The organism is Mycolicibacterium alvei (assembly GCF_010727325.1).
Taxonomy (GTDB): domain Bacteria; phylum Actinomycetota; class Actinomycetes; order Mycobacteriales; family Mycobacteriaceae; genus Mycobacterium; species Mycobacterium alvei.
Map to the genome: position 1 here is coordinate 4,005,731 of NZ_AP022565.1, position 22,302 is coordinate 4,028,032.

Annotated in this window: 9 protein-coding genes; 6 read left to right on the forward strand and 3 right to left on the reverse strand. The window is 67.8% G+C overall.

Translation table 11 applies throughout. The annotated features are described in order from the left end of the window. The first annotated feature begins 66 nt into the window (after nt 1–66). From G6N44_RS19100 to G6N44_RS19125, 6 genes are all read left to right on the forward strand, one after another. Nucleotides 67–513 (forward strand): DUF732 domain-containing protein, encoded by a 447-nt coding sequence (locus tag G6N44_RS19100; RefSeq protein ID WP_163666584.1) that lies wholly within the window; start codon nt 67–69, stop codon nt 511–513. Nucleotides 514–553: 40 nt separating this feature from the next. Next, a complete protein-coding gene (gene culp6, locus G6N44_RS19105) occupies nt 554–1,567 on the forward strand; it encodes a carboxylesterase Culp6 (protein ID WP_163666586.1) in 1,014 nt (337 codons plus the stop codon). Nucleotides 1,568–1,820: 253 nt separating this feature from the next. Further along, nucleotides 1,821–3,713: a long-chain-fatty-acid--AMP ligase FadD32 gene (fadD32, locus tag G6N44_RS19110; RefSeq protein ID WP_163666588.1), complete on the forward strand. Its 1,893-nt coding sequence runs from the start codon at nt 1,821–1,823 to the stop codon at nt 3,711–3,713. 55 nt (nt 3,714–3,768) lie between these two features. Further along, nucleotides 3,769–9,204, forward strand: coding sequence for a polyketide synthase Pks13 (gene pks13, locus G6N44_RS19115; protein WP_163666589.1), 5,436 nt, complete (start codon nt 3,769–3,771; stop codon nt 9,202–9,204). After that, entirely contained in the window at nt 9,201–10,754 is a 1,554-nt protein-coding gene (locus tag G6N44_RS19120; protein ID WP_163666592.1) for an acyl-CoA carboxylase subunit beta, read from the forward strand. Before pks13 ends, G6N44_RS19120 begins: the two co-directional genes overlap by 4 nt. 216 nt (nt 10,755–10,970) lie before the next feature. Then, on the forward strand, nt 10,971–12,386 hold the full coding sequence (locus G6N44_RS19125) for a phytoene desaturase family protein (RefSeq protein ID WP_163666594.1): 1,416 nt from the start codon (nt 10,971–10,973) through the stop codon (nt 12,384–12,386). 136 nt (nt 12,387–12,522) lie between these two features. On the opposite strand, the gene G6N44_RS19130 is transcribed toward G6N44_RS19125, so the two are convergent. The 3 genes from G6N44_RS19130 to G6N44_RS19140 form a co-directional block, all read right to left on the reverse strand. Next, nucleotides 12,523–15,723 (reverse strand): arabinosyltransferase domain-containing protein, encoded by a 3,201-nt coding sequence (locus G6N44_RS19130; protein ID WP_163666596.1) that lies wholly within the window; start codon nt 15,721–15,723, stop codon nt 12,523–12,525. Then, nucleotides 15,720–18,986, reverse strand: a complete 3,267-nt coding sequence (locus G6N44_RS19135) for an arabinosyltransferase domain-containing protein (protein WP_235682813.1) — start codon at nt 18,984–18,986, stop codon at nt 15,720–15,722. Before G6N44_RS19135 ends, G6N44_RS19130 begins: the two co-directional genes overlap by 4 nt. A gap of 68 nt (nt 18,987–19,054) precedes the next feature. Beyond that, a complete protein-coding gene (locus G6N44_RS19140) occupies nt 19,055–22,288 on the reverse strand; it encodes an arabinosyltransferase domain-containing protein (protein WP_163666598.1) in 3,234 nt (1,077 codons plus the stop codon). Between the last annotated feature and the right edge of the window lie 14 nt (nt 22,289–22,302).

A 22,302-nucleotide genomic window follows, 5' to 3' on the forward strand; every position in this document is an offset into this window, starting at 1 on the left:
CCGCCAGCCGGAATGATCAGAATCAGCTGCGCCGGGACACTTTTCACCAGCCGGTACGGTGGAGGCGTGCAGCACACGGTACGGTCGGCCGCCCTGGTGGTAGCGGTGTCCGCTGCGTCGTTGCTGACGGCGTGCGATGCGAGCGGTGACATCATGGCGCCCCTGGCACAGCCTGCGTCGCTGGTGAACGGGGCGCAGCCGCAGGCGGCATCCGCGCCGCCCGAGGAGGGTCGCCCCGGCGAGCTGGCCATCACCTCGCAGCAGCACACCTATCTCGATGAGCTCAAGGGGACCGGGATCGACCCGTCCAGCGAGCTGTTGGCGCTGTCGATCGGGTCGTATGTGTGCCAGGCCCACGCCGCCAGGCTCAGCGACCAGGCCGTGCGGGATTTGGTCCTGCCGTTGGTACGCAACGATGTCCGGGCTGCCCATTCCTCGGAGAGCCCGACGCCCGATGAGATCGACGCCGCCGCCACCGATTACATCCGTATCGCCACCGAACATCTCTGCTGACGCAGATCACCGCACCGCACGCGAGGAGCCCGAGTAACCCATGGCAAAAAATGCCGGCCGCAGGAAGCGGCACCGCATCCTGGCCCTGATCGCGGCCGCGGCGATGGCACTCGTGGTGGTGCTGGTGGCCGCCATGATCGTGATCTACATGCGTCGCCCCGAGAGCCCGTCGGGACCGCCGACGGCCCAGCCCCCGGCCGGGGTGCCGGGCCCGTCGGCGACGCGTAAGCCGCGTCCGGAGTTCCAGTCCGCCGACTGTCCCGACGTCATGTTGCTCTCGATCCCCGGTACCTGGGAGTCCTCACCGGTGGACGACCCGTTCAACCCGACACAGTTCCCGCTGTCGCTGATGAGCAATATCAGTCGGCCGATGGCCGAGCAGTTCGGAAGGGACCGCCTCGAGGTCTACACGGTGCCCTACACCGCGCAGTTCCATAATCCGTTCTCCGCCGACAATCAGATGTCCTACGACGACAGTCGCGCCGAGGGGAAGCGCGCCGCGGTGAAGGCGATGACGGAGATGAACGACCGCTGCCCGCTGACCAGCTATGTGATCGCCGGGTTTTCGCAGGGCGCGGTGATCGGTGGGGACCTGGCCAGCGACATCGGCAACGGGCGCGGCCCGGTGGACGAGGATCTGGTGCTGGGTGCGACGTTGATCGCCGATGGCCGCCGCCAGCTCGGCGTCGGTCAGGACGTGGGCCCGAACCCACCCGGCCAAGGCGCCGAGATCACGTTGCACGACTTGTCAGTGCTGTCCGGGATGGGCCTGACCATGACGGGTCCGCGGCAGGGCGGCTTCGGGGCGCTCGACGACCGGACCAACCAGATCTGCGGCAAGGGCGATCTCATCTGCTCGGCGCCCGAGGAGGCGTTCTCGATCTTCAACCTGCCCAAGACCCTGGAGACACTGACCGGCAGCGCGGCCGGTCCCGTGCACGCCCTGTACAACACCCCGCAGTTCTGGGTGGAGAACGGGGAGACCGCCACGCAATGGACACTGGGCTGGGCCAGGGGCCTGGTGGAGAACGCGCCTCATCCGAAGCACGGGTGACACGAACACGCCCCGGGACACGACTCGCGCACCGGATTTGGCCGGGACCGTCACGGTCCCCTAACATTAAGAGAAAAATAAGAGCTTCGTGCGCGGGTTGTGGGTTGAATAGACCCGTCAACTGATTCGTGGCATGGATCTGCAAGCCCGGTACGATCGTCGGGTTTGGGTATGTGCCGGCCGCCGAGTGGCTGCGACGCACCACCAGTGACGTGCGACAAAGCGACGAGTGCGGCTCTGACAGGAGAGTTAAATGCCGTTCATCAATCCGTTCATCAAGGACGGTCAGATCAAGTTCCCTGACGGCGCCAGCATCGTCGAACACGTCGAGCGTTGGGCCAGGGTTCGTAGCGACAAGCTGGCATACCGCTTCCTGGACTTCTCGACCGAGCGCGACGGCGTCGCCCGTGACCTGACCTGGGCCCAGTTCAGTGCGCGCAACAAGGCGGTGGCCGCCCGCCTTCAGCAGGTCACCCAGCCTGGTGACCGTGTGGCCATTCTCTGCCCGCAGAACCTCGACTACCTCGTCGCCTTCTTCGGTGCGCTCTACGCCGGCCGCGTCGCGGTGCCGCTGTTCGATCCGTCCGAGCCCGGACACGTCGGCCGCCTGCACGCGGTGCTGGACGACTGCCACCCGTCGGCGATCCTGACCACCACCGACGCCGCCGAGGGCGTCCGCAAGTTCTTCCGCAGCCGGCCGGCCAACCAGCGTCCCCGGGTCATCGCCGTGGACGCCGTGCCCGATGACGTCGCCGCCACCTGGGTCCACTTCAAGGACGTCGACGAGAGCACCATCGCCTACCTCCAGTACACCTCCGGATCGACCCGGATCCCGACCGGTGTCCAGATCACCCACCTGAACATGGCCACCAACGTGGTGCAGATCGTCGAGGCGCTCGAAGGCGAGGAGGGCGACCGCGGCCTGTCCTGGCTGCCGTTCTTCCACGACATGGGTCTGGTCACCGGGTTGATCGCGCCGATGATCGGCCACTACTTCACCTTCATGACCCCGGCCGCCTTCGTGCGCCGGCCGGAGCGCTGGATCCGGGAGATGGCCCGCAAAGAAGGCGACACCGGCGGTGTCATCTCGGTGGCCCCGAACTTCGCGTTCGACCACGCTGCCGCCCGGGGTGTGCCCAAAGATGGCGCGCCGCTCGACCTGTCCAACGTCAAGGCCGTGCTCAACGGCAGCGAGCCGATCTCGGCAGCCACCGTGCGCCGGTTCAACGAGGCGTTCAGCCCGTTCGGCTTCCCCGCCAAGGCGATCAAACCGTCCTACGGCCTGGCCGAGGCGACGTTGATGGTGTCGACCACCCCGGCCGCCGAAGAGCCCAAGATCATCTACGTCGACCGCGACGCGCTCAACAGCGGCCGCATCGTCGAGGTCGACGGCGACTCGCCAAAGGCGGTCGCCCAGGCCTCGGCCGGCAAGGTCGGCGTCTCGGAGTGGGCCGTCATCGTGGACGCCGAGAGCGCGACCGAGCTGCCCGACGGACAGGTCGGCGAGATCTGGATGAGCGGCCAGAACATGGGCACCGGGTACTGGGGTAAGCCCGAAGAGACTGTCCAGGTTTTCCAGAACACCCTCAAATCGCGGACCAGCCCGTCACACGCCGAGGGCGCTGAAGACGACGCCGCCTGGGTCCGTACCGGTGATTTCGGCGCCTTCTACGACGGTGATCTCTACATCACCGGCCGCGTGAAGGACCTGGTGATCATCGACGGCCGCAACCACTACCCGCAGGACCTGGAGTACTCGGCGCAGGAAGCCAGCAAGGCGCTGCGCACCGGCTACGTGGCGGCCTTCTCGGTGCCGGCCAACCAGCTGCCCGACGAGGTGTTCGAAAACGCACACGCCGGCCTGCACCGTGACGAGGACGACAGCTCCGAGCAGCTGGTCATCGTCGCCGAGCGGGCACCCGGCTCGCACAAGCTCGAAGTCGGTCCGATCACCGATGACATCCGCGCGGCGATCGCCGTGCGGCACGGCGTCACCGTGCGCGACGTGTTGCTGACCGCCGCCGGCGCCGTCCCGCGTACCTCCAGCGGCAAGATCGGTCGCCGGGCCTGCCGTTCGGCGTACCTGGACGGCTCTCTGCGCAGCGGCAAGATCGCCAACGCGTTCCCGGACGAGACGGACGACTGACTGAGCTAGGCGCCACGCCGCCCAGCGCCCGATGCACGACGAAGGTGACTTGAACATGGATGAAACCCAAAGCGATTCGAATCTTCCAGCGACCACCGAGTCTGCAGGCCAGCCGGCCTCGCGTCCCGACCTGACCGTCGCGGAGATGCGGGAGTGGCTGCGCAAGGCGGTGGCCACCGCTACGAGCCAGTCGCCCGATGCGATCGACGAGACCACCCCGCTGATCGAACTGGGTCTGTCCTCGCGTGACGCGGTGGCCATGGCCAGCGACATCGAGGACCTCACCGGGGTCACGCTGACCGCCACGGTGCTCTTCCGGCACCCGACCATCGAGTCGCTCGCGACGGTGATCATCGAGGGCGAGCCCGAGCCCGAGGACACCGGTGACGAGGACTGGTCGCGCGCCGCCGATGTCGAGGACATCGCGATCGTCGGTGTCGCAACCCGCTTCCCGGGGGACATGAACTCCCCCGACGAGATGTGGGACGCGCTGCTTGCCGGCAAGGACGCCATCACCGATCTGCCCGAGGGCCGCTGGGAGGAGTTCCTCGCTGAGCCGCGGATCGCCGAACGCGTGGGCAAGGCCAGCATTCGCGGCGGCTATCTCTCGGACATCAAGGGTTTCGACTCCGAGTTCTTCGCACTGTCGAAGATGGAGGCCGACAACATCGATCCGCAACAGCGGATGGCGCTCGAACTGACCTGGCAGGCCCTTGAGCACGCCCGCATCCCGGCCTCGAGCCTGCGCGGCACCAATGTCGCTGTGTACGTAGGTAGTTCCAACAACGACTACCAGTTCCTCGCGCTGATGGACCCGACGGCGGCGCACCCCTACGCGATCACCGGCACCGCCACCTCGATCATCGCCAACCGGGTGTCCTACTTCTACGATTTCCGCGGACCGTCGGTGTCGGTCGACACCGCCTGCTCCAGCTCGCTGGTCGCCGCGCACCAGGGTGTGCAGGCACTGCGCTCCGGCGAGGCCGACGTGGCGATCGTCGGCGGCGTCAACGCCATGATCACCCCGATCGTCACCATCGGTTTCGACGAGGTCGGCGGAGTGCTGGCCCCGGACGGCCGGATCAAGTCGTTCTCGTCGGACGCCAACGGATATGCGCGCTCCGAGGGCGGCGGCATGCTGGTGTTCAAGCGGGTCTCCGACGCCCGCCGCGACGGGGACACCATTCTCGCGGTGATCGCCGGCAGTGCGGTCAACCATGACGGCCGTTCCAACGGCATGCTCGCGCCCAACCCGGACGCGCAGGAAGACGTGCTGCGCAAGGCTTACAAGGACGCCGGGATCAACCCGCGCGACGTCGACTACATCGAGGCGCACGGCACCGGCACCATCCTCGGTGACCCGATCGAGGCCGACGCGCTGGGCCGGGTGGTCGGCCGCGGCCGCGATGCCGACAAGCCCGCTCTGCTCGGTGCGGTGAAATCCAATGTGGGACACCTGGAGTCGGCCGCAGGCGCGGCCAGCCTGGCCAAGATGACGCTGGCGCTGCAGCGCGACAAGCTGCCCCCCTCGATCAACTACGCAGGCCCCAACCCCTACATCGACTTCGACAAGGAACACCTCAAGGTCAACGACACACTCTCGGAGTGGCCGCGCTACAGCGGGCACGCCATCACGGGTGTCTCGGGCTTCGGCTTCGGTGGCGCCAACGCCCACCTGGTGCTGCGCGAGGTCTTGCCGTCGGATCTGGTCGAGCCGCAGCCGGAACCTGAAGTGGTCGAGGACAAGTCGACCGCCGACGAGGCGAACGCCACCTATGTCGGCGGCGTGCGGATGGACGAGTACGGCGAGTTCGTTCACGACGAGCCCGAGGCTGACGAATACCCGGCCTACGACGAGGCGCACCACGAGCTGCCCGGCCTGACCGACGAGGCGCTGCGGCTGATCGAGGCGGCCCGCGAGGAGCTGGCGGCGGCAGAGGCTGCTGAGCCGACGAAGAAGCTTGTCCCGCTGGCGCTCTCGGCCTTCCTGACCTCGCGCAAGAAGGTCGCCGCTGCCGAGTTGGCGGACTGGATCGACAGCGAAGAGGGGCGGGCGTCGTCGCTGGAATCCATCGGTCGCTCGCTGTCGCGCCGCAGCCACGGCCGTTCCCGCGCCGTGGTGCTGGCCCACGACCACGACGAGGCGATCAAGGGCCTGCGGGCGATTGCCGAGGGCAAGCAGCATCCGACGGTGATCTCGGCCGACGGCCCGGTGACCAACGGGCCGGTGTGGGTGCTTGCCGGTTTCGGTGCGCAACACCGCAAGATGGGCAAGAGCCTGTATCTGCGCGAACCGGTCTTCGCCGAATGGATCAACAAGGTCGACGCGCACATCCAGGATGAGCGCGGGTACTCGGTCGTCGAGCTGATTCTCGACGACGCGATCGACTACACCAACGACACCTGCGAATACCCCATCGAAGTGGTCCAGACGGTGATCTTCGCCCTCCAGATCGCGCTCGGTGAGTTCCTCAAGGCCCACGGCGCGAAACCCGGTGCGGTGGTGGGACAGTCGCTCGGTGAAGCGGCCGCCGCCTACTTCGCCGGCGGCCTGTCACTGGCCGACGCCACCAGGACCATCTGCTCGCGCGCCCACCTGATGGGTGAGGGCGAGGCGATGCTGTTCGGTGAGTACATCCGGTTGATGGCCCTGGTCGAGTACTCGGCCGACGAGATCAAGACCGTCTTCGCGGACTACCCGGGCCTCGAGGTGTGCGTCTACGCCGCCCCGACCCAGACCGTCATCGGCGGCCCGCCCGAGCAGATCGACGCGATCATCGCCCGGGCCGAAGCCGAGGGCAAGTTCGCCCGCAAGCTCCAGACCAAGGGCGCCAGCCACACCCAGCAGATGGATCCGCTGCTCGGTGAGCTCTCCGCGGAAATCCAAGGTATCGAACCGCATCCGCTGACCACGGGCTACTTCTCGACCGTGCACGAGGGCAAGTTCATTCGGGCCGGCGCCGAGCCGATCCACGACGTGGACTACTGGAAGAAGGGGCTGCGTCACAGCGTCTACTTCACCCACGGCATCCGCAACGCGGTGGACAACGGTCACACCACGTTCCTTGAGCTGGCGCCGAACCCGGTGGCACTCATGCAGGTCGGGTTGACCACGGCCTCAGCTGGACTTCATGATGCACAGCTGATCGCGACCCTGGCCCGCAAGCAGGACGAGGTCGAGTCGATGGTCACGGCCATGGCGCACCTGTTCGTGCACGGTCACAGCCTGGACTTCCGGACCCTGTTCCCGCGCAAGTCCAGCGGCCTGGCCGGTGCGCTGGACTTCGCCAACATCCCGCCGACCCGGTTCAAGCGCAAGCAGCACTGGCTGGACGCCCAGTTCACCGCGGACAGCTCGGCCGTGATGCCCGGCAACCACGTCGCGACACCCGACGGCAAGCATGTCTGGGAGTTCGTGTCGAAGGGCGCCGCCGACCTCGCCGCACTGGTGAAAGCGGCTGCCGCGCAGGTGCTTCCGGATGCCAAGCTGACCGCCTCCGAGCAGCGCGCGGTGCCCGCCGAGGGCTCGCGTCTGGTCACCACGCTGACCCGGCACCCGGGCGGTGCCTCGGTGCAGGTGCATGCCCGCTTGGATAATGGGGGCGAATCTTCCTTCTGTTTGGTGTACGACGCGATCGTGACCCGTGGGGGAGCCGCGGCCGCGTTGCCGACCGCAGTGGGTGCCGGTGTTGTCGCCGAGCAGGTTTCGGCTGCGCCAGAACCGGTGGCTGAGCCCGAGGTCGAGGACGATGCGGCGATTCTGTCCGACAACCTGACCAAGGGCGCCAATCTCGGTGCGGGCTTTGCCAAGTGGTCACCCGACTCGGGCGAGACCATCGCAGAGCGCCTCGGCACCATCGTCGGTGGCGCCATGGGTTACGAGCCCGAGGACCTGCCGTGGGAGGTGCCACTGATCGAGCTGGGCCTGGACTCCCTGATGGCGGTGCGGATCAAGAACCGGGTCGAGTACGACTTCGACCTGCCGCCGATCCAGCTGACCGCGGTCCGCGACGCCAACCTGTACAACGTCGAGGACTTGATCAAGTACGCGATCGAGCACCGCGACGAGGTCGAGGAGATCGCCGAGTCGCAGAAGGGCAAGACGGCCGAGGAGATCGCCGCCGAGCAGTCTGAGCTGCTGGGTGGGGCGTCCACGGTCGCCGAACTGGAGGCCAAGCTGGCAGAGGCCGGGCACCCGTTGGCGGAGAAGGAATCCGAAGCCCCCGAAGCTACGGAAGCCGCATCCGGACTGGACATTCCGGCCCCGCCGAGCGACCCGAGTGGACCCTCCATCCCGGCCCCGCCGAGTGATCCGTCGGGACCGAGCAAGGCCACGGCAGCCGCCGCAGCCGCCAAGGTGCTGACCCAGGAGGCCGTCACCGAGGCGCTCGGCGCCGACGTGCCCCCGCGTGACGCCGCGGAGCGGGTCACCTTCGCCACCTGGGCGATCGTCACCGGCAAGTCGCCGGGCGGCATCTTCAACGAGCTGCCGTTCGTCGATGTCGAGACGGCGACCAAATTGTCCGAGCGGCTCTCCGAGCGCGCCGAGGGCACCGTCACCGTCGAGCAGGTTCGTTCGGCCAAGACCATCGAAGAGCTGTCCACGATCGTGCGCGATCAGCTCGAAGAGGGCGTGGTCGACGGGTTCGTGCGTACCCTGCGTCCCGCGAAAGAGGGTGGCCCGAAGGTTCCGCTGTTCGTGTTCCATCCCGCGGGCGGCTCGACCGTGGTCTACGAGCCGCTGATGAAGCGGCTGCCGGCCGACACCCCGGTGTACGGCATCGAGCGGGTGGAAGGCTCCATCGAGGAGCGCGCCGCCGAGTACGTGCCCAAGCTGCTGGAGATGCATCAGGGACCGTTCATCCTGGCCGGCTGGTCGCTGGGTGGAGCTCTGGCCTACGCGTGTGCGATCGGCCTCAAGCGCGCCGGTGCCGATGTCCGGTTCGTCGGGCTGATCGACCTCGCGCTTCCCGGTGAGCCGATCGACCAGAGCAAGGAAGGGATGCGCGCCCGCTGGGACCGTTACGCACGGTTCGCCGAGCGCACCTTCAACGTCGAGGTCCCGGCCATCCCCTACGAGGAGTTGGAGAAGCTCGACGACGAGGGCCAGGTCAAGTTCGTGCTGGAGATCGTCGCGCAGAGCGGCGTGCAGATCCCGGGCGGGATCATCGAGCACCAGCGCACGTCGTACCTGGACAACCGGGCGCTGGACACCATCGAGATCCAGCCGTACGACGGGCACGTCACCCTCTACCTGGCCGACCGGTACCACGATGACGCCATCGTCTTCGAGCCCGCGTACGCGACCCGCAAGCCCGACGGCGGCTGGGGCGAGTTCGTCAAGGATCTTGAGGTGTTGCCCATCGGGGGCGAGCACATTCAGGCCATCGATGAGCCGTACATTGCCAAAGTGGGTGCTCACCTGAGCGAGGCGATCAGCCGGATCCAGAGCGAAGCGACAATGTCGACTGTGGAGAGCGAGAGCAAGTGACGAACAAGACCACGGCCGAACTCCTGGCCGAGCTCCGCGAGAAGCTGGAACTGGCCAAGGAGCCCGGCGATCCCAAGGCGATCGCCCGGCGGGACAAGAAGGGCATTCCGAGCGCCCGCGCGCGGATCCACGCGCTGGTCGATCCGGGCAGCTTCCTGGAGATCGGTGCCCTGGCCAAAACTCCGGGTGACCCCAACGCGCTCTTCGGCGACGGTGTGGTGACCGGGCACGGCACCATCAACGGCCGCCCGGTCGGGGTGTTCAGCCACGACCAGACGGTGTTCCAGGGTTCGGTCGGCGAGATGTTCGGCCGCAAGGTCGCCAAGCTGATGGAGTGGGTGGCCATGGTCGGCTGCCCGATCATCGGCATCAACGACTCGGCCGGCGCCCGCATCCAGGACGCGGCGACCTCGCTGGCCTGGTACGCCGAACTCGGCCGCAGGCACGAGATGCTGCGCGGTCTGGTCCCGGAGATCTCCATCATTCTGGGCAAATGTGCCGGCGGCGCGGTCTATTCGCCGATCCAGACCGATCTGCTGGTGGCGGTGCGCGACCAGGGCTACATGTTCATCACCGGCCCCGACGTGATCAAAGACGTCACCGGTGAGGATGTGACGTTCGACGAGCTCGGCGGCGCCGACGTGCAGGCCCAGCGGGGCAATATCCACAAGGTTGTGGAGGACGAGGCGGCCGCGTTCCAGTACGTGCGTGACTACCTTTCGTTCCTGCCCGCCAATCACTTCGACGATGCCCCCATCGTCAACCCGGGTCTGGAGCCCGAGATCACCCCGCACGATCTGGAGCTCGATTCGATCGTGCCGGACGCCGACAACACGGCCTACGACATGCACGAGATTCTGCTGCGGATCTTCGACGACGGTGACGTCTTCGAGATTGCCGAGCAGCGTGGCCCCGCGATGATCACCGCGTTCGCGCGGGTGGACGGCCAGCCGGTCGGCGTGATCGCCAACCAGCCGATGTTCCTGTCCGGTGTGGTGGACACGGATGCCTCCGACAAGGCCGCCAGCTTCATCCGGTTCTGCGACTCCTTCAACCTGCCTTTGGTTTTCGTGGTCGACACCCCGGGCGCCATGCCGGGCGTGCAGCAGGAGAAGGACGGCATCATCAAGCGTGGTGGCCGGTTCTTCAACGCGATCGTCGAGGCCGACGTGCCGAAGGTGACCATCGTCGTCCGCAAGGCCTATGGCGGCGGGTATGCGGTGATGGGTTCCAAGCAGTTGTCGGCGGATCTGAACTTCGCCTGGCCGACCGCGCGCATCGCGGTGATCGGCGCCGAGGGCGCCGCGCAGTTGTTGGTGAAGCGGTTCCCGGATCCGACCGCACCCGAGGTGCAGAAGATCCGCGCCGACTTCATCGAGGGCTACAACCTCAACCTGGCCACGCCGTGGATCGCGGCCGAGCGGGGTTACATCGACGGCGTGATCCAACCGCACGAGACCCGACTGTTGCTGCGCAAGTCGCTGAAGCTGCTGCGCGACAAGCAGAACGGTCCCAAGACGCTGCGCAAGCACGGACTGACGCCGATCTAATTTCTCTCCACCTGGGCACCGCGAGCGTGCACTGCCTGTCATGGTTCGCGGTGTGCGGTCGACACACAGTCTTACTCACATGCGTGTAATTCGAAATCGACCATTGTGAGCAGCGGTGAATGCGGACCCGGCAAAAACCATCCACAAGTTATCCACAGACCACTCGTGTTTGCTGGATGCTCGGCTGGTTAGTCTGAAGGCGAAAGGGGATCGCCTATGAGCACCGCCGTCGTGGTGGGCAGCGGGCCCAACGGGCTCGCGGCCGCCATCGTGTTGGCCCGGGCCGGGCACGAGGTCACCGTGCTGGAGTCGGCCGAGGAGATCGGCGGCGGCGTGCGCTCCGGGACCGTTGACGGAGTCCTCGTCGACCACTGCTCGGCGATCCACCCGATGGCGGTCGGATCGGCCTTTCTCGCCGGCCTGGATCTCGAGCGACACGGATTGCGCTGGCGCTGGCCCGAAATCGACTGTGCTCACCCGCTCGACGACGGTGATGCGGGCCTGCTGTACCGCAGCGTCGAGCAGACTGCGGCCGGGCTCGGCGCCGACGGTGCCCGCTGGCGAGCCGTGTTCGGTGGCCCCGCAGCCCGTTTCGACACGCTGGCTGATGACATCATGGGACCGCTACTGCGGATCCCGGCACATCCGTTGACGCTGGCCCGGTTCGGGGCGCCCACGGTGCTGCCCGCCTCGTTATTCGCCCGTATCTTCCGCACACCGGCCGCTCGGGCGTTGTTCGGAGGCGTTGCGGCCCACACCTTCCGGCCGTTGCACTATCCGATGACCTCGGCGATCGGGCTGGGCATCCTCACCGCCGGACACCGGCATGGGTGGGCTGTGGCGGAGGGAGGATCGCAGGCGATCACCGACGCGCTGGCCTCGGTGCTGGCCGAACTCGGCGGCAAGGTGCGTACGGGAACCCGAATCGCCAGGGCCGATCAACTGCCGCCCGCCGACATCACCATGTTCGACCTGACGCCCACCGCCGTCGCCGAAATCCTGGGCGACCGGTTGCCGCGCCGGGTGGCCCGCAGTTACCGCCGATTCCGTTACGGTCCAGGCGCATTCAAGGTCGATTTCGCGGTCCGCGGCCCGGTGCCGTGGGCCAATGCCGAGGTGGGTCGGGCCGGAACGGTCCATCTGGGTGGGGACTTCGACGAGATCGCGGCCACCGAGCGTGAGATCCATGCCGGGCGCATGCCACGCCGGCCGTTCGTCCTGGTGGGGCAGCAGTACCTGGCAGATCCGGGCCGTAGCGCCGGAGATGTCAATCCGATCTACGCGTATGCCCATGTGCCGCACGGGTATACCGGTGACGCAACCGATGCGATCGTAGAGCAGTTCGAGCGGTTCGCACCGGGCTTCGCCGACCGGATCGTCGCGACCGCCGTGCGTTCGACCACCGAGATGTCGGTGTACAACCCGAACTACGTCGGCGGGGATATCTGTACCGGCGCCAAGGACATCGGGCAGTTGGTGTTCGGACCGCGGCCCACGCTGGCACCCTATGACGTCGGTATCCCCGGTATGTACATCTGTTCGGCTGCCACACCGCCGGGGCCCGGCGCGCACGGCATGTGCGGCGCCAACGCGGCGACCCGAGCCTTGGCGCATCTGCGCCGCGAACCGTAGCGCCGCGAACCGTAGCGCTGCGCCGCGAACCGTAGCGCCGCGCCGCGAACCGTAGCGCCGATTTCTACACCTGGGCCGTAATTTTCGCGATTCGCGACCCTGGTGCAGAAACCGGCGAGCGGCGGTGCGGGAGAAGCTACGGCTTGATGCGGATCCGGCCCGGTTTGTAGAGCCCGGAGTGCGTCGCCGTCCCGAGTTCGACCTCCGCCGGAACCGCATCGACGATGGTGTCGAACTTGCGCAGCGAGCCCCAGTCCCGGCCCCAGTCCTTGTTCAGGTAGGTGGCCATCACATGCTGGCGCAGCAGCAGATCGCTGATGCCCAGCAGGCCGCCGTTGATGCCGTCCTCCCAGGTGTCGGTGTCCTTCATCTTGGCGTTGTAGTCCGGGGTGATCCGGAACTTGGGCACCTCGGTGACACCGTTGGCGTGCAGCATCGGCTGCTGGCACGGGAAGGCCAGGCCCACAGCCCAGTCCATCAGCACCGGCTGCTCCGAGCCGATGTACTCCTGCACGGTCTTGACCTCGGGCACCCGGGGTGGGGTCACCGCGATCCAGTCTCCGAGGGACAACGACTCATCCTCGGCGATGACCCGGACGAACGTTGCGTCGGAGGGAATCTCGCTGCGGTCGAAGCGCAGGTTGCGCCAGGACGGGATCGGTCCCAGGTCGTACGGCACCACCCGGCCGGCCGGCACTGCGGCGCCGTCGGGTCCGGGGCGGCCGTATTCCAGTTCGACCGCCTGGCCCTCGGTGAGTCCATTGAAAATGCTGTTGCCGGTGATGGTTCCGGCCGCGGTGACGACGACCAGCGGGTGGGCCGCATCGGGTGCGGGTAGCTGATACCAGGCCGAGGCCAGCTTGCTCACCTGCTGGGCCGGTCCCTCGACGTAGCTGCCGGCCAGGGGTACCCGGGCCGGATCGAGCCCGTAGGGCAGTGGCACGGTCGACCCGTTGATGCCCGGGGTCTTCAGCTCGGCGTCGGCATTCCAGTCGGCGTCGATACCCGGCATCGGCACGGTGATCCGAATTGCTTCGGCGACAATGTGATCCGGTACGCCATTCGGTGCGAACCCGCTCGATGCGGTCCCGCCCAGCGGCCCCAGCGGACCGTACTCACCCGGCACGGGGGTCAGGAACCCGTCGTTGGTGTCGGGTTCGACCAGCACGTCGTCGGCCAGGCCGCAACCGCCGGCGAAAGCTCGCAGGTTCGCGGATGCGTTGGAGTAGGTGCCGTCCTGGCGCACCACCCCGTAGAGCATCGAACCGACGAACACCACGACCATGAACCCGGCCGCCAGCGGCACGGGTGCGGCGGTCAGCGCCCGTGCCAACCGGCCCTCGGCCGACGGTCTCAGGTGCAGCCAGTACGCCCACAGCGCGGTGATGGCGAACAGCGCAAAGAAGATGGCGCTCACCGTGACTCCACCGATGTTGGGCTTGTCGTTGTTGAACGGCACGCCGTAACTGGACACATACCACCAGCCGTTGGTGGTGGCGAAGCACAGCGCCAGCACGAACAGCACGGCCGCGGTGAACGCCATGCGGTTACGCGCCGAGCGCAGAATCGCCGGCCCGGCCAGCACCGTGACCACCGCCGCCATCGCTGCGCCCACGGCGGCGAACAGGCCGAAGTGGTGCACCCACTTGGTGGGGGTGAACATCAGGCAGAACATGGTGGCGAAGATGATGCCCATCAGTCGCCAGACCGGCCCGCGGGCCACACCGGGAACCCGCTTGCGCCGCAACATGATGAACAGCGAGGTGAACAGGCTCAGCGCGGTGATGATGAAGCCGAACCGGCGGGACAGTGAGCCGTCCACGGTGGGCAGGATCAGGTAGTAGTAGCGCAGGTTCTCGGTGTACCACTCCTGGCTCGGGCCGATCGCGGTACGAATCCTGGTGGCCTCCAGCACCGTTGCCAGCGTCTGGTCGGCGAACACCACGGTCAGGATCACCGTGCCCGCGGCCAGCAGTGGCAGCACCAGCGGCCACAGGCCCAGGACGCGACGGCGACGCACCAGGATGCGCAGCAGCGGGCGACCACCGGCGAGCAGTGCTGCGACGGCGATCAGACCGGTCGGCTGGATGCCGAGGGTGAAGGCCGCCGCGATGATCGCCATGGCGGCCGGGGTCAGGCGTCCGGAGATGATGGCGCGTTCGATCAGCACATAGGTGATCAGTGCGCCGGTGGCGATCTGGCCTTCGGGGCGCAGGCCATTGTTGAACGGCATCCAGGCGGCCATCAGCACCAGGCCGGCCGCCCACAGCGCGGGTTTGGAGGCGATCACCGCGGGCCCGAGGCGCGGCAGCACCTCACGCGACAGCAGCAGCCAGCAGACCAGCGCGCAGATCAGATCGGGCAGACGCATCCAGATGCTGGCGTCGCTGACATGGGTCATCAGGGCCAGCAGGTTGTAGAACCAGCCGAACGGATCCTCGGGGCTGCCGAACCAGCGGAAGTAGTTCGACATGTAGCCGGCGTGGTCGGCCACCCGTGCCATCTGCAGGATGTAGCCGTCGTCGGACGAGTTGGCGCCGATCACGTGCCAGCTCAGGAACCCACCGATCACCGCCACGTCGACGGCACTGAACGTGCGCCAGCGTGAGGGGATCAGGTGGTGCATCCGTCGGCCGTCGAGCCGGTCGAGGCGCCACAGGGCCAGCAGCGCAACCACTGTGGCGGCGATCCCGAGCAGCATCGCCACCAGCTTGAGCGTGGTGGGCGTGGACGTGAAGCGCGTATCGATCGTGGCTGAGAACGAGAGGCCTTGCGGCGCGGCTCCGCTCAGCTCGGTGAAGACACCGACGATCTGGGGTCGCAGGTTCGGGTCGGGGAAGCCGGTGTGCAGCTCCTTACCGTCCTTGCCGGTGAGCCCGACGAACGTGGCGAAGGTTCCGGCCTCCGACGAGGTGATCTCGATGCGTTCACAGGCAGGCGAATTGACCTTCTCCCGTTCCACACTGGCGATCACCACGTTGCGGTCGGTGATGTCGACGCGCTTGGCGTTGACGTTGACGAACAACGCGTTGAGCGCGGCCTGCCTGCCCTCCTTGGGCGCGGTGCCCAGCACCATCGCGCCCTCGGGCGGTACCGAGCGGAGCACCTCGCACGGCACTGTCACCGACATGGTGACCGGGGTCTGAGTGATCAAAGGTGCTGTGACGCTGCCCAACTGGCCGGCCTGAGGCCAGTTCAGCGTGGCGGTGGTCTGGACCACCGGCAGCAGCGGTGTGGCCACTGCACACAGGAAGCCGATGAGCCCGGCGATCATCGCGACCCAGCGGGTCAGCTGAACGCCCTTGTCAGCGCTATGTTCGCGCACCGTGGTGCTCATGGCAGGGCCCGGATCGGCCCGGGCCGGCTGAAGCCGAACACTCGTTGGGTCCCCTGTTCGATCGTGGCGACGGGCGCCTGGCCGGCCGGCACCACCGGGTCGTATTTCTCGATCGAGCCCCAGTCCCGGTACCAGTCGTCACGCAGATACGTCGGAATGGTCGACGTGCGCAGCAGCGCCTGGATGAAGAGGAAGGGACCACCCTTTTGGGCGGACTGCCACATGTTCGACGACACCACCACTTGCTTGACGTTGGGGAGGATGCGGTATTCCGGCAGCTCGGCGACACCGAGATGTTCGGAGAATGGGCGCTGGCAGGGGAAATTCGCGGCGGTCGCGATGTCCATCAGCACCGGGGTCTGCGTGCCGAGGAAATCCTGTGCGGTCTGCAGGGTTGGCACCCGAGGCGGGGTGAAACCGAACCACTGGTCGTCGGACAGGTTCGGATCGTCGGCGACGATCCGGGCCACGTTGGCCTCCGGCGGTGCCCAGGCCAACGGGAAACGCAGGTTGCGCCAGGCGTATTGGGCGAACACGTCGATCGGTTGGACGGCGTCGAGGGCTGCGAAGCTGCCGTCGGGACGGTGCACGCCCCACTGCAGTTTCAGTGATTGGCCGTAGTGGAACTCGTGTTCCTCGTCGTAGTACCAGATGGCGCCCGCGGCGGCGACGGTCACCAATGGTCGGTCTGCGGTACGCGGCGGCAGTTGGTACCAGGCCGAGGTGGCCTTGGCCGCGAGGGTGTTCTCCTTGTAGCTGCCCATCACCGGGGTACGCGCCGGGTCCAGGCCGAAGGGCAGGTACACCCGGGAACCGTTGACACCGACGGGTCCATAGCCGCCGCCGGTGCCCGCTGCGTAGGCGATGCCGACGTTGGGTTTGTTGGGTGAGCCGTCGGAGTTCACCGTGCCGGGGTTGGCGACGACGGGTTTCGGCGGCTCCAGGGTGTCACTGATCCCGTTGGGGGTGAAGCCAACCGGGTTCTCGCCGCCCAGTGGCCCGTACTCGCCGTAGGTCTGGCCTTCCACCGGTTGCAGCATGCCTGCGTTGGTGTCGGCCTCGACCAGGACGTCGTCGGCCATGGCGCAACTGTCCGCCGACAGCCCCGAGGTCAGCGCCGAGACGTTGGCCTTGGCGGTGGTGTAGACGGGGTAGCGCTGGACGAAACCCTTGGCCATCGAGCCGACTTCGAGCACCACCATGATGGTTGCGACCACCAGCAGCGGGGTCGACGCCAGCGCCCGGTTGCGCCGGGTGTCGGCCACCTCGGTGTGCCCGGCGTAGTCGATCCGGAAGTGCAGCCAGCCGGCCAGCACCGCGGTGATGATGGCCAGCGCCAGGAAGATGGTGGTCACCGGGAATCCGGCGAGCACCGGCTGGCGGTCGAACCAGGGCACACCGTAGTTGCCGACGTAGAACCAGCCGTTGGTGCCGGACGTGGCCCAGGCGAGCACGAACAGCAGCGCAGTGACGTAGAGGGCGAGGTTGCGTCGGCTGTGCAGGCCCACCCGGGCGAAGGCAAACGCCGTCACCGCCCCGAGCGCGGCTGCCAGCCCGGCGAACGCACCGAACTGCACGGCCCACTTGGTCGGGGTGAAATGCAGGAGCAACAGGCCGACGGCGGTGGTGCCGATCAGTCGCCAGACCGGGCCGCTGGCCAGGCCGGGCACGCCGCCCTTGCGCAGCAGGACGGCGATCATGCCGAACAGGCACAGCATCATGGCCAGGACCGCGAACCGCCGGGTCAAGGAGCTGTCGACCGAGTCTTCGACGGTCAGGAAGTAGTAGCGCAGGAATTCCTGGTACCACGAGATGGTCGGGCCGACGGTGTATTTGATGCGGGCCGATTCGGCGACGCTGGCCAGGGTCTGGTCGCGGAACACCACGACGAAGATCAGTGCCGCCGACCCGGCGAGCGCGGCCAGTGCGGGCAGGGCGATGCGTCGGGCCTTGATGATCCTGATGACGGCGCGCGCGCCGACCAGTAGCGGGGCCAGCGCGATGAGGCCCTGCGGGGCCAGGGTCACGCTGAACGCCGCCACGATGATCGCCAGGCAGGTCGCCCACAAAACGCGTGTACCGATTGTGTATTCCACGAGCGCCCAGACCGCGAGGACGCCGAAGGCGATCAGCGGTTCGGGGCGCAGTCCGTTGTTGAACGGCATCCAGGCGGCGAGGAACACCGCGCCTGCGGTCCACATGGTGACGCGGTTGAGCGCGACGCGCCGGCCGAGCCGCGGCAGGACCCAGCGGCTCAGCAGCAGCCAGGTGCCGATGCCGGCCAGGGTGGCGGGCAGCCGCATCCACACACCGGCGGTGCTGATCGTGGCGAGGTGGCCCAGCACCGACTGGTACCAGTCGAACGGGGCCTCGGTGGTGCCGAAGTAGCGGAAGTAGTTGGCGGTGTACCCGGCGTCGGCCGATACCCGCGCGATGGTCAGGTTGTAGCCGTCATCCGACGAGATGGCGCCGATGACGTGCCACACCAGCAGGCCGCCGATGACGCCGATGTCGGCGATCCAGGTGCCGAGCGGGACCTTGACGAAGCGGCGCCAGGCCCCGCGGACCCGATGGCTTCCACGGCGGTCAAGAACGGCCAGCGCGATGATCGAGGCCACCACGCACAGCACCCCGAGCGCCATCACCAGCAGCTTCAGTGCGGTCGGGGAGGTGATGAACCGGGTGTCGATGTCGACGCGGGCGCTCAACCCGGGCTGCGGTGCCATCTTCAGGTCGGTGAACAGGCCGGCGACCTGAGGCTTCTTCTCGACGGCCGCGGTGCCGGTGGCACCGGGGATGCCGACGAAGTCCGCACCGACACCGCCCAGGTTCGCCCACAGGTGCAGCGCGCTGCAGCCGCCGGCGTTGATCGCCGCGCGGGGTGCGACGGCGGCCACCGAGTCACGGAACGCCACCACCACGGTCTCGGTGTTGGCCCGGACGAACAGCCCGTTGCGGCTGGCGTCGATCCCGTCGGACGGAATGGTGGAGAACACCAGGCCGCCCGTGGCGGGCAGCGTCGCGATCGCCGTGCACGGAATGGACACATCGAGGGTCTGCGGGGCACCCGACACCAGCGGGGCGGTCACCGAGGTGACGTTGCCCCCGGCGTCGGTGCCCTGCGGCCACAGGACGGTCGCGGTGGTCTGTTTGACGGGCAGCAGCGGCACCAGCGCGCACAGCACCACACCCGCGATGCCCGCGATGATGGCGATCAGGCGTGCGACGCCCACCACACGGTCGGTTGGCTCATCGGAAGGCACGAGGCTCGATGTTATGCGACCCGGATATGAGGCCCGGTCTGCCCTGCCGCACTTGTCCGAGCTGTGTCCTAACTATGTCGCAGCGGTGCCGGGCTCCACAATCCGCTGCGGATCGCGGTACCCAGGTCCAGGCGGGCCGTAGTGGCCTCCGGGTACCAGGGCGTGAGCCGTTGCAGCGAGCCCCAGTCCCGGAACCAGTCGTCCTTGAGATATGTCGGCACGCTCGACGGCCGCACCAGCAGTTCGGAGATGCCCAGCGGGCCGCCGCCCAGGTAGTCCATCACCGGCGAGTTGGCCTCGGCGCCGAAGCGGTCGGGAAGGATCCGCCACTTGGGCACCTCGGTGACGCCGTACTGATGGCCGAACGGCCGCTGGCACGGGAACGCCAGGCCCACCAGCCAGTCCAGCAGCACCGGGTCCTGCGAGCCGACCACTTCCTGCAGGGTGCGCAGCTGCGGAATTCGCGGCGGGGTCACCGCGATCCAGTGCTGCGGGGCCAGGTCGTCGTCGGAGGCGACCAATCGGATCTGGGTGGCTTCGCGCGGGATCGCGGCCATCGGGGCCCGCAGGTTGCGCCAGGCCGGGGCGGCACCCACATCGGCGAATCCGATGCCGCCGCCGGGCTTGTTCTCCGCGGCCTGTGCGTCGGTGGCCCACTGCACCACGACCTCACCCGGATCGAAGCGGCCTGCGGCGGAGACGACCAGCAGCGGGCCTGCCGTGTCGCGATCGGGCAGCCGGTACCAGGCCGAGCGCATGATCGCGGGCTGCTGGGTGCCGGCCCGCCAACTGCCGAGCACCGGAGTGGTGGCCGGGTCGAGCCCGTAGGGGAGCCGGGCGCGGGATCCGTTGACCCCGGCGGCCGTGGTGGTGCCACCCTCGGTGCCCACCTCGCTGCCCGTCACGGTGCCCGAGTCGGTGTCGGCGAAGTTGCCCGCGCCGGGCTGTTCCATCACCGGGTCCGCCGAGACGTCCGACGGGATGCCGTTGGGACTGAAGCCCTGTGAGGTGACCGCGCCGAGCGCCTGGCCGGGCGGCTCGCTGATCGATGCCAGCAGGCCGGCGTTGGCGTTCTCCTCGACCATCACGTCGCTGGCCAGTCCGCAGGTCTTGCCGGCGAGCGCCTCCAGGTTGGAGCGCCCGACGGACCAGGCCGGGTACTGGTCGGTCATCGCCAGGGTCAGCGACAGCACCTCGAACATCACCAGCACCCAGGCGGCGATGGCCAGCGGGGCCTGCACGATCCGCTGCCAGGGGCGCTGTGGTCCGTCCGGGGACTGGTCGCGGCCGCTGAAGTGGAACCAGGCCGCCAACAGCAGGGTCAGCACCGACAAGCCCAGCAGGATGGTGGTGAATCCGAAATGCCACTCGGGGAATGAGTTCGACCACGGCACCCCGAAGTTGGAGACATACCACCAGCCGTTGACCGTCGCGAACGACAGTGCCACCACGAACAGCACCAGGGCGGCGAACATCGATCGGTTGCGCCGCGACTTCATGGCTGCGGCGGTCACCGCGACCGCGGCCAGTGCGCCGAGGGATCCGGCCAGCCCGGCGAACACGCCGAAGTGATGGGTCCACTTGGTCGGGGTGAACATCATCGCCAGGAACGAGATGATCGTGATGCCGATGATGCGTCGGCTCGGGCCGGCCGCGGTGCCGGGGATGCGACCCTTGCGCAGCGTCATCGCGACCGAGACCGCCAGTGCCACCAGCAGGGTCAGTACCGCGAATCGCCGCGCCACCGAGCCGTCGGGGCTCGACGTGAACAACCGTGAGTAGCGGATGTGCTCGTCGAACCAGGCCAGGCTGGGGCCCACCGTGGACTTGAAGCTGCTGGCCTGGATCTCGGCGGCCAGGGTCTGATCGCGGAAGATCAGGATGATCGTCACGGTGCACGCGGCCAGGATCGGCGCCAGCAGGGCCATGTACCCGAAGCGTGAGGTATGCCGGGCGACAATGGTTTTCAGCGGTCCCACGGCGACCAGCAGGGCGCCGACGGCGGCGATACCGGTAGGTCCGGAGAACAGGGTCAGCGCGCCGATGATGATCGCGATCGCCACCGGCAACATGCGGTTGGTGGCCACCCCGCGTTCCACCGAACACCAGGTCAGCAGGATGCCGAGGGCGATGATCGGTTCGGGCCGCAGGCCGTTGTTGAGTGGCAGCCAGAACGCCAGGAACATGCCCGCGGCGGTCCAGGCCGCAGCGCGGTTGGTCTTGACGGCGCGACCGAGTCGGGGGAGCACCTCGCGGCTGATCACCCACCAGCAGGCGAGTGCCATGACGAGAGTGGGCAGCCGCATCCAGACGCTGTTGGTGGAGACGTGGGCCCACAGTGCCAGCAGGTCGTAGTACCAGCCGAACGGCGCCTCGGGGGTGCCGAACCAGCGGTAGTAGTTGGCCATGTAGCCGGCGTGTTCGGACACCCGGGCCATGGTCAGGATGTAGCCGTCGTCGGAGGTGTTGGCCCCGACGAAGTGCCACCACACCAGCACCGCGGTGACCAGCCCGTCCAACGGTGTCATCGACCACCAGCGGGGCGGCAGGAAGTGCCGGTGCCGGACGCCGTCGGCGCTGTCGAGACGATGCAGCGCGCCCAGCGCGATCACGGTCATGGCGACGCCGATGATCATCGCCAGCATCTTGAGCAGCGTCGGGGCGCTGCTGTAGCGCGAGTCGATGGTGGCCGAGAACTTCAGACCCTCGGGCGTAGGCCCGGACAGGTCGGTGAAGACGCCGACGATCTGGGGCCGGAAGTCGTATCCGCCGCGCTCACCGCGCAGGGGCGCGTCGGGATGGTCGGCGGTGGCGCTGGCGTCGCCCTGGGTCAGCCCGACGAATTCGCCGGTCACCTTGTCGGCGTGCGCGGTGAAGGTCAGCGACTGGCAGGCCGGGCTGAGCACGGCATCCAACGGTGCGCTGACCACCGGGGTGTTGCGCACGATGACCAGCAGGTCGTTGTTGACCCGTTCGATCAGCAGGCCGCGGTCGATGGCCTTGGGTGCCTGCCTGGGGACGGTGGACAGCAGGACCGTGCGGCCCTGGTTGTCCGGCCCGGCCAGGCCGGCGGCGGCCTGGCATGGCACGGTGATGGTCAGGTCGGTGGCGACATACCCGATCAGCGGCGCGTTGATGCTCTGCCACGTGCCGTCCTGCGGCCAGTTCAGCTGGGCGGTGGTCTGTTTGACCGGAAGCAGTGGCGTTGCCACCGCCATCAGTACGCCGAGCAGACCGGCGATGATCGCGATGAGCCGCACTGTCCGGTGGTTGCTGCCGGAGGTTCCCCGCGGTCCCGTCACGGGCTCTGATGCTA